Origin of the sequence: Citrobacter sp. 506, assembly GCF_050434985.1 — a bacterium.
GTDB classification, from domain to species: Bacteria; Pseudomonadota; Gammaproteobacteria; order Enterobacterales; family Enterobacteriaceae; genus Citrobacter; species Citrobacter braakii.
This window is the reverse complement of the sequence record NZ_JBNDJN010000011.1, coordinates 1-14,680: the sequence shown is the minus strand read 5'-3', so window position 1 is coordinate 14,680 and position 14,680 is coordinate 1. Positions and strand designations below refer to the sequence as shown.

Genomic DNA, 14,680 nt, shown 5'->3' with positions numbered 1-14,680 from the left:
CGAAAAAACCCGCTTTCGCGGGTTTTTCTTCACTGTCACTTAACTGCTCAGGCTCTGGCCTTCATCGCTATTGTAAGCATTAGTGAAATTATCGGCGATTACAGCGCGACAACGTTAACAGCAGACGGGCCTTTAGCGCCATTCTCCACAGAGAACTCCACTTTTTGACCTTCGTCTAATGTTTTAAAATCGTTACTCTGGATAGCAGAGAAATGCACAAACACGTCCTTGCTACCGTCCTGAGGAGTGATAAAGCCGAAGCCTTTCTCAGAGTTAAACCATTTTACTAAACCAGTCATTTTGTTAGACATAGATACTTCCTTTCATATTTTTGAGCCGCTTAAGCAGCGAAGATGGCCTGTTTTGCAGAAATTAACTTATGGGGCACTTAGGGAGGAGGCTCATGAAGAAGAGTATCTGAGGATAACGCTTGAACTGAGAACTGCTTTACTAAAACTGCTTTCATAAGGTCTGTGTATCAAACCGATGTCGCTATAGTAGACTTACTTCTAATCAATAAGCAAGCATTAATTTATTTAATAATCGATTAGCACCGAAATGTTACACCATCGCGGTTGAGCATTTCAGGTAACAACTTGATCTAAAATGAACAAAAGCCCTGACCATTGCAGTCAGGGCTTTAAGTTACTACACACTTCAAATTTAACATTAATAAACTTAACGATTTAATACTGCTGATGGTACTACTTTAAAATGTACACGTTTACTACAGATAATATTGGATATTGATACTAACTAAAACCGTCCTCTATTTACCGTTAAACACATTCCACCCGCTTGATAATAGAACTCAAGGCTGGTGACCTAAACAAGTACACTTCCCCTCGCGACATATACTCTTTGATGCGTTGCCTTATTTCCCTTGCGATAACCAGAAAACAGAAACCGCAAACATTTACTATTAAATCATGGCGTTACATCGTCGCGCTTTACTAACTATTTGCGATTAGATATATCAACTACGTGGCCTGAAAGCATTGTCGAGGTGAATAAATAGCGTTTTCAGCATCGACTATCCCATACAAAAATACTTCGTGGCCTTTATCGCAACCCCCAATCAAGCTCTACTAACACTTACTACGTTAACAGCAAACTACAATTTCTCCGCTGTTAAGTATTAACATACGGGTTTAAAAAATGCTGTCAATACTGTTTTTTATAACATGTCTTTATTAACAGTGATTATATATTCCTGCATATGATAAATGGGTCAACAATCGCCAAATCAGGGCCAGATCGTAGGGTTGAGCCTCTTTTTGTAACCGGTTTCAGAAAAAGTGACTTTCTTTGTGATGCCTTGCACACAATCGTTGCAAAGCAGTTGTTGCTGCGACTGGCTCGCGATAATTATCAACCCACACATGTTGATCGAGACTACTTATGAAAAACATCGTTTTATGCTGTGCCGCCGGAATGTCCACCAGCATGCTGGTGCAAAAGATGAAAGATGCCGCCCAGAAAAAAGGAGTCGACGTCACTATCAAAGCGGTCCCGGTGGCTGAGTTTGAAGAGAATATCGCCACTGCGGATATCGTATTGCTCGGCCCACAGGTTAAGTATGAACAGGCCAAGCTGCAGGCGCTCGCCGACCCGCTAGGAAAAAAAGTCGCCGTTATCGATATGATGGATTACGGCATGATGAAAGGCGATGCGGTACTGGACAAAGCGCTGAAACTACTGGAGTGATGGCATGGAAGAGTTAGAAACGATCATCATGGAATTATTGGTAAACGCCGGAGCTGCGCGCAGTCAAGCCCTGACGGCGTTGCAACTGGCGCGTAAAGGTGATTTCGCCGGGGCAGAACACGCGATGATGGAATCTCGCGAGTATGTTAAACAAGCGCATAAAATCCAGACCCAGCTGATCGGAATTGACGAAGGTACCGGCAAACTACCGGTTAATCTCATCACCGTCCATTCCCAGGACCACCTGATGAATGCCATGGTGATTCAGGATCTGGCAGGCGATATGATTGAACTGTATCGACGCTTGCCACCAGTAAACTGAGCGGATGGCGTAAGCCGTAGGCCTCATAAGCCTGGCGTCATCATGCCGGATGGCAGTTGCTGCCTTATCCGGCCAACATAATACATCTTAAATCCATCGACATAAAAAAACCCGCCGAAGCGGGTTTTTTATTAGCGTCAGCAACGATTAATCGTTGTCAGAACCGCCCAGGCCTGCGTTCAGCAGTTCTGCCAGGCTGGCAGACGCATCTTCAGCAGTCACCTGCGGAGCAGCTGGCAGTTCGCCCGCTGCGCGGCGGCGCATACGATCCTGGTGGTACGCATAACCGGTACCCGCCGGGATCAGACGACCCACGATAACGTTCTCTTTCAGACCGCGCAGTTCATCACGTTTACCTGCAACAGCGGCTTCGGTCAGGACACGCGTGGTTTCCTGGAACGATGCTGCAGAGATGAAGGACTCGGTTGCCAGAGACGCTTTGGTGATACCCAGCAGATCGCGGGAGAATGTTGCACCCACTTTGCCGTTCGCTTCCAGATCGCGGTTAGCAATCTTGACGCGGGAGTATTCAACCTGCTCGCCTTCCAGGAAGTCGGAGCTACCTGCGCTTTCGATGGTGGCTTTACGCAGCATCTGACGAACGATAACTTCGATGTGCTTATCGTTAATCTTAACGCCCTGCAGACGGTATACGTCCTGAACTTCGTTAACGATATAACGAGTTACAGCATGCACACCACGCAGACGCAGGATGTCGTGCGGCGCTTCCGGACCGTCGGAAACAACGTCACCACGTTCTACACGTTCACCTTCGAACACGTTGAGCTGACGCCATTTCGGAATCATCTCTTCATACGGCTCGCTACCGTCTACCGGGGTGATAACCAGACGACGTTTACCTTTGGTTTCTTTACCGAAGGAAATGATGCCGCTGATTTCAGCCAGGATTGCCGGCTCTTTCGGACGACGTGCTTCGAACAGGTCCGCAACGCGCGGCAGACCACCGGTGATATCCTTGGTACCGCCGGATTCCTGCGGAACACGCGCCAGGGTGTCACCAGAACTGATCTGTACGCCATCTTCCAGCTGAACAATCGCTTTACCCGGCAGGAAGTACTGAGCAGGCATATCGGTGCCTGGGATCAGAACGTCGTTGCCCTGAGCATCAACAATTTTCAGTGCCGGACGCAGGTCTTTACCACCCGCAGTACGTTCTGCAGAATCCAGAACCACCAGAGAAGACAGACCGGTCAGCTCGTCGGTCTGACGAGTAATGGTCTGGCCGTCGATCATGTCAGTGAAGCGGACGAAACCACTCACTTCGGTGATAACCGGCATGGTGTGCGGATCCCAGTTCGCTACGGTTTCGCCGCCAGCAACCTGTTCGCCATCACCTTTCGCCATAACGGAACCGTAAGGCACTTTATAGCTTTCTTTGGTACGGCCGAATTCGTCGATCAGTTTCAGTTCGGTGTTACGTGAGGTGATAACCAGTTTACCGCTGGAGTTAACAACCGACTTCGCATTGCTCAGACGGATGCTACCTTTGTTTTTCACCTGGATGCTGGATTCAGCAGCCGCACGAGATGCCGCACCACCGATGTGGAACGTACGCATCGTCAGCTGTGTACCCGGTTCACCGATGGACTGTGCCGCGATAACGCCGATTGCTTCACCTTTATTGATGATGTGGCCACGCGCCAGGTCACGACCATAGCAGTGCGCACATACACCAAAGTCGGTGTCACAGGATACAACGGAACGGACTTTGACGGAGTCAACGGAGTTCTCTTCCAGCAGGTCACACCACTGTTCGTGCAGCAGCGTGTTGCGTGGAACCAGAATATCCGCCGTACCCGGCTTCAGAACGTCTTCAGCAGTCACACGACCCAGAACGCGATCGCGCAGCGGTTCTTTAACGTCACCACCCTCGATAACCGGGGTCATGGTGATGCCTTCAAGCGTGCCGCAATCGTCTTCAGTAACAACCAAGTCCTGCGCAACGTCAACCAGACGACGAGTCAGATAACCGGAGTTCGCTGTTTTCAGTGCGGTATCCGCCAGACCTTTACGAGCACCGTGAGTAGAGATGAAGTACTGGAGTACGTTCAGACCTTCACGGAAGTTCGCGGTGATTGGCGTTTCGATGATGGAGCCATCTGGCTTAGCCATCAGACCACGCATACCAGCCAGCTGACGAATCTGTGCTGCAGAACCACGCGCACCGGAGTCGGCCATCATGTAGATGCTGTTGAAGGAAACCTGCTGCTCTTCTACGCCGTCACGGTTAATCACGGTTTCGGTTTGCAGGTTATCCATCATCGCTTTGGATACACGATCGTTCGCCGCAGCCCAGATATCGATAACTTTGTTATAACGTTCGCCCGCGGTTACCAGACCAGACTGGAACTGCTCCTGGATCTCAGCAACTTCAGCTTCCGCTTCAGAGATGATCTCGTGTTTCTTCTCTGGGATGACCATGTCATCAATACCAACAGATGCACCTGAACGCGCTGCATAAGCAAAGCCGGTGTACATTGTCTGGTCAGCGAAGATAACGGTCGGCTTCAGGCCCAGAATGCGGTAACAGGTGTTCAGCATTTTGGAGATTGCTTTCTTGCCCAGCGCCTGGTTGACGATGGAGAAAGGCAGACCTTTCGGTACGATCATCCACAGAATGGCGCGACCAACGGTCGTGTCTTTCAGGCTGGTGTGCGCAACGAATTCGCCGTTTTCATCTTTTTCGTATTCAGTGATACGCACTTTAACGCGCGCATGCAGAGAGGCCAGACCTGCGCGATAGATACGCTCAGCTTCTTTCGGGCCAGTCAGCACCATGCCTTCGCCTTTGGCGTTAACACAGTCACGGGTCATGTAGTACAGACCCAATACAACGTCCTGAGACGGAACGATGATAGGTTCGCCGTTCGCCGGAGACAGGATGTTGTTGGTAGACATCATCAGCGCACGCGCTTCGAGCTGGGCTTCCAGCGTCAGCGGTACGTGAACAGCCATCTGGTCACCATCGAAGTCGGCGTTATATGCCGCACAAACCAGCGGGTGCAGCTGGATAGCTTTACCTTCGATCAGTACCGGTTCAAATGCCTGGATACCCAGACGGTGCAGGGTTGGTGCACGGTTCAGCAGTACCGGGTGTTCGCGGATAACTTCGTCCAGGATATCCCAAACGACAGCTTCTTCACGCTCAACCATTTTCTTAGCGGCTTTGATGGTGGTGGCCAGGCCACGCAGTTCCAGCTTGCCGTAAATGAACGGTTTGAACAGTTCCAGTGCCATTTTCTTCGGCAGACCGCACTGATGCAGACGCAGGTATGGACCTACGGTGATTACAGAACGACCGGAGTAGTCAACACGCTTACCGAGCAGGTTCTGACGGAAACGACCCTGTTTACCTTTGATCATATCGGCCAAAGATTTCAGAGGACGTTTGTTAGAACCGGTGATCGCACGACCACGACGACCGTTATCCAGCAGGGCGTCAACCGCTTCCTGCAGCATACGTTTTTCGTTACGTACGATGATGTCCGGCGCAGCCAGATCCAGCAGACGTTTCAAACGGTTGTTACGGTTGATCACGCGACGGTACAGATCGTTCAGATCTGATGTTGCGAAACGACCACCATCCAGCGGAACCAGCGGACGCAGATCTGGCGGCAGAACCGGCAGAACGGTCAGGATCATCCACTCTGGCTTGTTGCCAGACTGTACGAATGCTTCCAGCAGTTTGATACGTTTGGTCAGCTTCTTACGCTTGGTTTCGGAGTTGGTTTCGTTCAGCTCTTCGCGCAGAGTTTCGCACTCTTGCTCCAGATCCATGCTCTTCAGCAGGGCCTGGATTGCTTCCGCACCCATCTTCGCGTCGAATTCGTCACCGAACTCTTCCAGCGCGTCCAGATACTGCTCTTCAGTCAGGATCTGTTGACGTTCCAGGTTAGTCATACCGCCTTCGATAACCACATAAGATTCGAAGTACAGTACGCGTTCGATATCGCGCAGCGGCATATCGAGCAGCAGACCGATACGGGACGGCAGAGATTTCAGGAACCAGATGTGAGCAGTCGGAGACGCCAGCTCGATGTGGCCCATACGCTCACGGCGTACTTTAGTCTGGGTCACTTCAACGCCGCACTTCTCACAGATCACACCGCGGTGTTTCAGGCGCTTGTACTTACCGCACAGGCACTCATAGTCTTTTACCGGCCCAAAGATACGGGCGCAGAAAAGGCCGTCACGTTCAGGTTTGAACGTACGGTAGTTGATGGTTTCCGGCTTCTTAACTTCACCGAAAGACCATGAACGGATCATGTCTGGCGAGGCCAGAGCAATTTTGATCGCATCAAACTCTTCGGTTTTAGTCTGCGCTTTCAGAAACTTTAATAAATCTTTCACGGATTTGCTCCCGTCGGAGTTAGCACAATCTGGCGCTGGCTGTTACGCCAGCACCAGTGACCTGTTTGATCGAGAGTTACTCGTCTTCCAGCTCGATGTTGATACCCAGCGAACGAATCTCTTTCAACAGTACGTTGAAGGATTCCGGCATGCCTGGTTCCATCTGATGGTTGCCGTCCACGATGTTTTTATACATCTTAGTACGACCGTTCACGTCATCAGACTTAACGGTGAGCATTTCCTGCAGGGTGTATGCCGCGCCGTATGCTTCAAGCGCCCACACTTCCATCTCCCCGAAGCGCTGACCACCGAACTGAGCCTTACCACCCAGCGGCTGCTGAGTAACCAGGCTGTAAGAACCGGTAGAACGCGCATGCATCTTGTCATCAACCAGGTGGTTCAGTTTCAGCATGTACATGTAGCCAACGGTAACCTGGCGCTCGAACTGCTCACCGGTACGACCGTCGAACAGTGTGATCTGACCGGAAGTCGGCAGGCCACCCAGCTGTAACAGTTCCTTGATTTCAGACTCTTTCGCACCGTCGAACACCGGCGTTGCGATCGGCATACCTTTTTTCAGGTTTTCAGCCAGACGCAGAACTTCTTCATCGCTGAAGGTATTCAGGTCAACTTTCTGACGAACATCTGAACCCAGATCGTAAGCACGCTGGATGAATTCGCGCAGTTTCGCGACTTCCTGCTGCTGTTTCAGCATGGCGTTGATCTTATCGCCAATACCTTTCGCAGCCATACCCAGGTGGGTTTCAAGGATCTGACCGATGTTCATACGCGATGGTACGCCCAGCGGGTTCAACACGATATCTACCGGCGTACCGTTAGCATCGTGTGGCATATCTTCGATCGGGTTGATCTTAGAGATTACACCCTTGTTACCGTGACGACCTGCCATCTTATCACCAGGCTGGATCCGACGTTTAACCGCCAGATAAACCTTAACAATCTTCAGCACGCCCGGTGCCAGATCGTCGCCCTGAGTGATTTTACGGCGTTTCGCTTCGAGTTTTTTCTCGAACTCGTGTTTCAGTTCGTCGTACTGCTCAGCCAGTTGTTCCAGCTGATTTTGTTTCTCTTCGTCGGTCAGGCCGAGTTCTAACCAGCGATCGCGCGGCAGTTTGTCGAGCTTCTCAGCTTCAACACCACCGGAAACCAGCACAGCGTAGATACGGCTGAACAGGCCAGCTTCGAGGATTTGCAGTTCTTCAGACAGGTCTTTTTTCGCCTGCTTCAGCTGCATCTCTTCGATTTCCAGCGCACGTTTGTCTTTTTCTACGCCATCGCGAGTAAAGACCTGAACGTCGATAATCGTACCGGAAACACCGTTTGGCACGCGCAGAGAAGAGTCTTTAACGTCAGACGCTTTCTCACCGAAGATAGCACGCAGCAGCTTCTCTTCTGGCGTCAGCTGGGTTTCACCTTTCGGCGTTACCTTACCAACCAGAATATCGCCACCGGTTACTTCCGCGCCGATATAAACGATACCGGATTCATCCAGTTTGGAGAGCGCAGCTTCACCCACGTTCGGGATGTCAGCGGTGATCTCTTCCGGCCCCAGCTTGGTGTCACGGGACACACATGCCAGTTCCTGAATGTGGATGGTGGTGAAACGGTCTTCCTGGACAACACGCTCAGATACGAGGATGGAGTCTTCGAAGTTGTAACCATTCCATGGCATGAATGCCACGCGCATGTTCTGACCGAGCGCCAGTTCACCGAGGTCGGTGGACGGACCGTCTGCCAGCACATCACCACGTTCAACCGGTTCGCCCAGAGATACGCAAGGCATCTGGTTGATACAGGTATTCTGGTTAGAACGGGTGTATTTGGTCAGGTTATAAATGTCGATACCTGCTTCGCCCGGGTACATCTCGTCTTCGTTAACTTTGATAACGATACGGGAAGCATCCACGTACTGGACGGTACCGCCACGTTTAGCAACTGCGGTAACACCGGAGTCGACGGCAACAGCACGTTCCATACCGGTACCAACCAGCGGCTTATCAGCACGCAGAGTCGGAACCGCCTGACGTTGCATGTTCGCACCCATCAATGCACGGTTGGCGTCATCGTGTTCCAGGAACGGGATCAGGGACGCACCGACGGATACCACCTGCTGGGTGGATACGTCCATGTAGTCAACCTGGTCACGGCTAAACAAGCTGGATTCGCCTTTGCTACGGCAGGTAACCAGATCTTCTACAAAGTGGCCTTCGTCATCCAGGTTGGAGTTCGCCTGAGCGATAACGTAGTTGCCTTCTTCGATAGCAGACAGGTAATGAATTTCGTCAGTTACAACACCGTCGGTCACTTTACGGTACGGAGTCTCGAGGAAGCCGTATTCGTTAGTCTGTGCGTATACAGACAAGGAGTTGATCAGACCGATGTTCGGACCTTCAGGCGTTTCGATTGGACATACGCGACCGTAGTGAGTCGGGTGTACGTCTCGAACTTCGAAGCCTGCGCGTTCACGGGTCAAACCGCCTGGGCCGAGTGCAGAGATACGACGTTTGTGCGTAATCTCAGACAGCGGGTTGTTCTGGTCCATAAACTGAGACAGCTGGCTGGAACCAAAGAACTCTTTCACTGCTGCAGAAATCGGCTTAGCGTTGATCATATCCTGAGGCATCAGGGTATCCAGATCGCCCAGAGACAGACGCTCTTTCACCGCACGCTCAACACGTACCAGGCCAACGCGGAACTGGTTTTCCGCCATTTCGCCAACGGAACGGATACGACGGTTACCGAGGTGGTCGATATCATCGACTTCGCCTTTACCGTTACGGATATCGATGAGCTTCTTCATCACTTCGATGATGTCATCTTTGCTCAGGATACCGGAACCTTCGATTTCGTCGCGCAGCAGAGAACGGTTGAACTTCATACGACCAACCGCAGACAGGTCATAGCGGTCTTCGGAGAAGAACAGGTTCTCGAACAGGCTTTCAGCAGCTTCACGCGTCGGCGGCTCACCAGGGCGCATCATGCGGTAGATTTCTACCAGCGCGCTCAGACGATCGTTGGTTGGGTCGACGCGTACAGTTTCAGAAATGTACGGACCGTGGTCCAGATCGTTGGTGAACAGCGTTTCGATACGCTTGTGGCCAGACTGGCTCAGCTTAGCCAGCAGATCCAGACTCAGCTCCATGTTAGCTGCGCAGATCAGCTCGCCAGTAGATTCGTCAACGTAGTCTTTAGCCGCAACTTTACCAGCAATGTATTCAACCGGAACTTCGATATGTTTGATATCGTCTTTTTCCAGTTGGCGAATGTGGCGCGCAGTGATACGACGGCCTTTTTCGACGTAGACTTTGCCGTTAGCTTCGATGTCAAAGGAGGCGGTTTCACCACGCAGGCGTTCCGGCACCAGTTCCATCTGCAGCTTGTTGTCACGAATTTCGAAAACAACTTTCTCAAAGAACAGGTCAAGGATCTGCTCAGTGGTGTAGTTCAGTGCACGCAGAATAATGGTCGCAGGCAGTTTACGGCGACGGTCAATACGTACGAACAGGTTGTCCTTCGGATCGAATTCGAAGTCCAGCCAGGAACCACGGTAAGGGATGATTCGCGCGTTATACAGCACTTTACCCGAAGAGTGGGTTTTACCTTTGTCGGAGTCAAAGAAGACGCCAGGACTACGGTGCAGCTGAGAAACGATAACACGCTCAGTACCGTTGATAACAAAGGTACCGTTGTCTGTCATGAGCGGAATTTCGCCCATGTAGACTTCTTGTTCTTTAATGTCTTTTACGGTGCCTTCCGGCGCTTCGCGCTCGTAGATCACCAGGCGCAGTTTTACGCGCAGCGGTGCGGAATAGGTCACGCCACGGATCTGACATTCCTGAACGTCAAACACCGGTTCGCCAAGGCGGTAGCTGACGTATTGCAGCTCGGAATTACCGCTGTAGCTCTGAATCGGGAAAACGGAACGGAAAGCTGCTTCCAGACCATACTGCCCTTCAGGATCTTGCTCGATGAACTTCTGAAACGAGTCAAGCTGGATAGAAAGGAGATAAGGTATGTCCAACACTTGCGGACGTTTACCAAAATCCTTACGAATACGTTTTTTCTCGGTATAGGAGTAAACCATTAGGGTTCCTCAGCTCGCTGACAAGTCGACCCATCTGTCCGACGAAGGGACAGTTTGTGCAACACTATTTTGTTGACCGGAAAATCGAATACTTTCCGCAATGCCTGTTGCTATCACGCTTAAACCATTTCATTGCGATTTACACAGAACTGACGTTCTGTCGCAGTATATTAAGACGTCGATAGAAACAAGCATTGAAAGGCACAGCAGTAGTCAAACAGTGTGAAATGCTACTGGCGCCTTACAGCGCAAAAAGGCTGGTGACTAAAAAGTCACCAGCCATCAGCCTAATTTCTTAGGCTGCAACCAGAAAAGTTGGCTTATTTAACTTCAACTTCAGCGCCAGCTTCTTCCAGAGATTTTTTCAGTGCTTCTGCGTCGTCTTTGCTCACGCCTTCTTTCAGCGCAGCCGGTGCAGATTCTACCAGGTCTTTAGCTTCTTTCAGACCCAGGCCAGTTGCGCCACGTACTGCTTTGATAACAGCAACTTTGTTAGCGCCAGCAGCTTTCAGAATTACGTCGAATTCAGTTTTTTCTTCAGCAGCTTCAGCCGGGCCAGCAGCTACAGCTACAGCAGCAGCAGCAGAAACACCGAATTTTTCTTCCATTGCAGAAATCAGTTCTACAACGTCCATTACGGACATAGCGGATACTGCTTCAATGATTTGATCTTTAGTGATAGACATTTAAATTGTTCCTGAAAATCAGAATAAGTTTATACGTAAGCAGATGCTTTACAAAGATAACTGCGATTAAGCAGCTTCTTTCGCATCGCGTACAGCAGCCAGAGTACGAACCAGTTTGCCAGCCGAAGCTTCTTTCATGGTTGCCATCAGGCGTGCAATTGCTTCTTCGTAGGTCGGCAGAGTTGCCAGGCGATCGATATTCGATGCCGTAATCAACTCACCTTCAAAGGCTGCGGCTTTGACCTCAAATTTTGCATTCGCTTTCGCGAACTCTTTGAACAGACGAGCAGCAGCGCCCGGGTGTTCCATAGAGTATGCAATCAGGGTCGGACCAACAAACGTGTCTTTCAGGCACTCGAACTGAGTACCTTCAACGACGCGGCGCAGCAGGGTGTTACGAACAACACGCATGTATACGCCAGCTTCACGACCTGCTTTACGCAGTTCAGTCATTTTATCTACAGTTACGCCACGGGAATCCGCAACTACTGCAGACAGCGCGCCTTTGGCTACTTCGCTGACTTCAGCAACAATCGCTTGTTTGTCTTGAAGATTTAAAGCCATTAGCTTTGCTCCTGGATGTTTGCCGGAACTCATGTTCCGGAACTCACTTCACTCCCCCCAACGGAGAGAGCGTCTAAATACGGTGAGCAGAAACAAGCCAGAGTATCAGAAATAATCTTAGCGTTCTGTCACCGTCTACGCAGGGCATTAAGTTTCTTACGAAACACCTGCGGTCTTCGACGGAGGCCTGGATTAGGCCAGGCTCCAACGAACAAATCTTTTCTATCTGTCGCTATTCAATCTGTAGCGGCGTTGACTGCCTTGCCACAGCCTGAATATCTCGGATATACGTCTGCAATTAGCAGAATACGTGGGGGTAGGATTGTAGACAAAATCACCGCCCACGTAAAGGCGAATATTAGTTCGCCACAGTCGCAGTCAGACCAGACTGATCAACGGCAACGCCAGCACCCATGGTGGTGGAGATGCTAACTTTCTTGATGTACACGCCTTTTGCCTGAGTCGGTTTTGCTTTTTTCAGCGCAACCAGCAGAGCTTCCAGGTTTTCTTTCAGTTTGTCAGCGTCAAAATCCACTTTACCGATGGTGGTGTGGATGATGCCGTTTTTGTCGTTACGGTAACGAACCTGACCAGCTTTAGCATTCTTAACAGCTTCAGCAACGTTAGGAGTTACAGTACCAACTTTCGGGTTTGGCATCAGGCCGCGCGGACCCAGAACCTGACCCAGTTGGCCAACAACGCGCATTGCATCCGGGGAAGCAATAACAACGTCAAAGTTCATTTCGCCTTTCTTGATCTGTTCAGCCAGATCTTCCATACCTACCAGCTCAGCGCCTGCAGCTTTAGCAGCTTCAGCGTTTGCACCCTGGGTAAATACGGCTACGCGAACGGAACGGCCAGTACCGTGCGGCAGTACAGTTGCACCACGTACGTTCTGGTCAGATTTACGAGCATCGATGCCGAGGTTAACAGCAACGTCCACGCTTTCTACGAATTTAGCAGTGGCCAGCTCTTTCAGCAGAGCGATAGCTTCGTTGATGTCATACTGCTTAGTAGCATCAACTTTGTCACGGATCACGGACATGCGCTTGGTCAGTTTAGCCATTTCTTAGTCCTCCACTACCAGGCCCATGGAACGTGCAGTACCTTCAATGGAGCGAGTCATCGCTTCAATGTCGGAACCAGTCATGTCGGCAGCTTTGGTCTGCGCGATTTCCTGCAGCTGAGCGCGGGAAATTTTACCCACTTTGTCTTTGTTCGGCTTGCCGGAACCAGACTTGATACCAGCCGCTTTCTTCAGCAGAACTGCTGCCGGAGGCGTTTTGGTAACGAAAGTGAAAGAACGGTCAGCGTAAACGGTGATAACAACCGGGATTGGCAGACCTTTTTCCATGGAATCAGTTTTAGCGTTGAACGCTTTGCAGAATTCCATGATGTTCACGCCTTGTTGACCCAGTGCAGGACCTACCGGCGGACTCGGGTTAGCCATACCAGCTGCAACCTGCAGCTTGACATAGGCTTGGACTTTCTTAGCCATTCTAAATTCCTCTAGTTGGGTTATAACGCCTCAAGGAGGCTCCCCGTGATTAAATTCGTTTTACGGATAGTTTCCATAAAAACAAAAGGCGCGAAATTGTATTCCAATCTCGCGCCTTGTGCAACGATTAAATCGTCGCTTTTTTGATCGGGGTGTTAGGCTTTTTCAACCTGAGCGAAGTCCAGTTCAACTGGAGTCGCACGACCGAAGATAGATACGGAAACTTTCAGACGAGACTTCTCGTAGTCCACTTCTTCAACCACGCCGTTAAAGTCAGCGAACGGACCGTCGCTAACGCGAACCATTTCACCTGGCTCAAACATCGTTTTCGGACGCGGCTTGTCGCCAACCTGCTGCAGACGGTTCATGATCGCATCAACTTCTTTGTCGCTGATCGGCGCCGGACGGTCAGAAGTACCGCCGATAAAGCCCATCACACGCGGCACGCTGCGCACCAGGTGCCAGCTTGCGTCATTCATCACCATCTGGACCAATACATAGCCCGGGAAGAATTTACGTTCGCTCTTGCGACGCTGACCGCCACGGATTTCGACCACTTCTTCGGTCGGCACCATGACTTCGCCAAACAACTCTTCCATATTTTGTAACTTGATATATTCGCGCAGCGATGTAGCTACGCGGCCTTCAAAACCGGAAAACGCCTGAACGACGTACCAGCGCTTTTTAGGGGCTTCAGACATCTTAGAACCTCAGGCCAGTGATAAAGGATACCAGGCGAACCAGAATACCATCCAGTCCCCACAGGATCAGTGACATTACTGCGGTAACCGCAGCCACAATTAATGTGGTGTGCAATGTTTCCTGGCGAGTTGGCCAAATGACCTTACGGACTTCGGTTCTCGCTTCACGGGCAAAAGCAACGGTCGCTTTACCTTTTGTTGTCAACAGCGCGACACCACCCGCTGCGGCAATCAGAATCACTACGGCCAGCGCACGCAGCGGCAGCATCATGTCACGATAGAGGTAGTTGCCAACGATAGCTACAAGCAGCAATACAGCGACAACAACCCACTTCATCGCTTCCAGGCCGCGCCCGCTTCCTTGAGCTTCGGTATTCGCACTCATAAACCAACCTGTCAGAAGTATTCTACAAACATTTTCACCCCGCGTAAGCGAGGCGATCCAAACCGAAATGCTCTGGTGCGTTTCGGACTAAACGCCCTCTTCAGAGCCTGTCTCAGCAATGATTATGACAAATAAAATCACTGATGAGCCAGGTTCTGGTGTGAAAGCGTGCAAAAAGGGCATCAAATGATGCCCTTTTATTGCGCATTGCGTCAAATGTTATTCGGCAATTAGCTCATTACTTTGGCAACAACGCCCGCACCAACAGTACGGCCGCCTTCACGGATTGCGAAACGCAGACCGTCGTCCATCGCGATTGGGTGGATCAGGGTAACAACCAT

Annotated in this window: 12 protein-coding genes; 2 read left to right on the top strand and 10 right to left on the bottom strand. The window is 50.7% G+C overall.

What is annotated here, in order from left to right; genetic code table 11:
• Nucleotides 1-98 precede the first annotated feature (98 nt).
• On the bottom strand, nt 99-311 hold the full coding sequence (cspE, locus tag ABIE10_RS23270; RefSeq protein ID WP_016155304.1) for a transcription antiterminator/RNA stability regulator CspE: 213 nt from the start codon (nt 309-311) through the stop codon (nt 99-101).
• A gap of 1,090 nt (nt 312-1,401) precedes the next feature.
• On the opposite strand from cspE, the gene ABIE10_RS23265 reads away from it, so the two are divergent.
• Together ABIE10_RS23265 and ABIE10_RS23260 are read left to right on the top strand one after the other, a co-directional pair.
• Nucleotides 1,402-1,707 (top strand): PTS sugar transporter subunit IIB, encoded by a 306-nt coding sequence (locus ABIE10_RS23265; protein ID WP_016155303.1) that lies wholly within the window; start codon nt 1,402-1,404, stop codon nt 1,705-1,707.
• A gap of 4 nt (nt 1,708-1,711) precedes the next feature.
• Nucleotides 1,712-2,029 carry a PTS lactose/cellobiose transporter subunit IIA gene (locus ABIE10_RS23260; RefSeq protein WP_016155302.1) on the top strand — a complete coding sequence of 106 codons (318 nt, stop codon included), beginning with the start codon at nt 1,712-1,714 and terminating at the stop codon, nt 2,027-2,029.
• 147 nt (nt 2,030-2,176) lie between these two features.
• Here ABIE10_RS23260 and rpoC read toward each other — a convergent pair whose 3' ends face one another.
• The 9 genes from rpoC to ABIE10_RS23215 all read right to left on the bottom strand — a co-directional run.
• Nucleotides 2,177-6,400 (bottom strand): DNA-directed RNA polymerase subunit beta', encoded by a 4,224-nt coding sequence (rpoC, locus tag ABIE10_RS23255; RefSeq protein WP_016155301.1) that lies wholly within the window; start codon nt 6,398-6,400, stop codon nt 2,177-2,179.
• 76 nt (nt 6,401-6,476) lie between these two features.
• Nucleotides 6,477-10,505 carry a DNA-directed RNA polymerase subunit beta gene (rpoB, locus tag ABIE10_RS23250; RefSeq protein ID WP_003033111.1) on the bottom strand — a complete coding sequence of 1,343 codons (4,029 nt, stop codon included), beginning with the start codon at nt 10,503-10,505 and terminating at the stop codon, nt 6,477-6,479.
• A gap of 320 nt (nt 10,506-10,825) precedes the next feature.
• Nucleotides 10,826-11,191, bottom strand: a complete 366-nt coding sequence (gene rplL, locus ABIE10_RS23245) for a 50S ribosomal protein L7/L12 (protein WP_000028882.1) — start codon at nt 11,189-11,191, stop codon at nt 10,826-10,828.
• A 66-nt stretch (nt 11,192-11,257) separates the two neighbouring features.
• A complete protein-coding gene (gene rplJ / locus ABIE10_RS23240; RefSeq protein WP_005132895.1) occupies nt 11,258-11,755 on the bottom strand; it encodes a 50S ribosomal protein L10 in 498 nt (165 codons plus the stop codon).
• Nucleotides 11,756-12,113: 358 nt separating this feature from the next.
• A complete protein-coding gene (rplA, locus tag ABIE10_RS23235; protein WP_016155300.1) occupies nt 12,114-12,821 on the bottom strand; it encodes a 50S ribosomal protein L1 in 708 nt (235 codons plus the stop codon).
• A 3-nt stretch (nt 12,822-12,824) separates the two neighbouring features.
• Entirely contained in the window at nt 12,825-13,253 is a 429-nt protein-coding gene (gene rplK / locus ABIE10_RS23230; RefSeq protein WP_003033122.1) for a 50S ribosomal protein L11, read from the bottom strand.
• Between the two features lie 155 nt (nt 13,254-13,408).
• Nucleotides 13,409-13,954 carry a transcription termination/antitermination protein NusG gene (gene nusG, locus ABIE10_RS23225; RefSeq protein ID WP_003033125.1) on the bottom strand — a complete coding sequence of 182 codons (546 nt, stop codon included), beginning with the start codon at nt 13,952-13,954 and terminating at the stop codon, nt 13,409-13,411.
• Between the two features lies 1 nt (nt 13,955).
• A complete protein-coding gene (gene secE / locus ABIE10_RS23220) occupies nt 13,956-14,339 on the bottom strand; it encodes a preprotein translocase subunit SecE (RefSeq protein ID WP_003033128.1) in 384 nt (127 codons plus the stop codon).
• A gap of 230 nt (nt 14,340-14,569) precedes the next feature.
• Nucleotides 14,570-14,680, bottom strand: a 111-nt coding sequence (locus tag ABIE10_RS23215; RefSeq protein ID WP_075262496.1) for an elongation factor Tu, incomplete at its 5' end; no start/stop codon positions are given.

Coding starts and splice junctions, on each gene's coding strand:
- cspE (WP_016155304.1), bottom strand. CDS start 311: ATGTCTAACAAAATGACTGGTTTAGTAAAATGGTTTAACTCTGAGAAA.
- ABIE10_RS23265 (WP_016155303.1), top strand. CDS start 1,402: ATGAAAAACATCGTTTTATGCTGTGCCGCCGGAATGTCCACCAGCATG.
- ABIE10_RS23260 (WP_016155302.1), top strand. CDS start 1,712: ATGGAAGAGTTAGAAACGATCATCATGGAATTATTGGTAAACGCCGGA.
- rpoB (WP_003033111.1), bottom strand. CDS start 10,505: ATGGTTTACTCCTATACCGAGAAAAAACGTATTCGTAAGGATTTTGGT.
- rplL (WP_000028882.1), bottom strand. CDS start 11,191: ATGTCTATCACTAAAGATCAAATCATTGAAGCAGTATCCGCTATGTCC.
- rplJ (WP_005132895.1), bottom strand. CDS start 11,755: ATGGCTTTAAATCTTCAAGACAAACAAGCGATTGTTGCTGAAGTCAGC.
- rplA (WP_016155300.1), bottom strand. CDS start 12,821: ATGGCTAAACTGACCAAGCGCATGTCCGTGATCCGTGACAAAGTTGAT.
- rplK (WP_003033122.1), bottom strand. CDS start 13,253: ATGGCTAAGAAAGTCCAAGCCTATGTCAAGCTGCAGGTTGCAGCTGGT.
- nusG (WP_003033125.1), bottom strand. CDS start 13,954: ATGTCTGAAGCCCCTAAAAAGCGCTGGTACGTCGTTCAGGCGTTTTCC.
- secE (WP_003033128.1), bottom strand. CDS start 14,339: ATGAGTGCGAATACCGAAGCTCAAGGAAGCGGGCGCGGCCTGGAAGCG.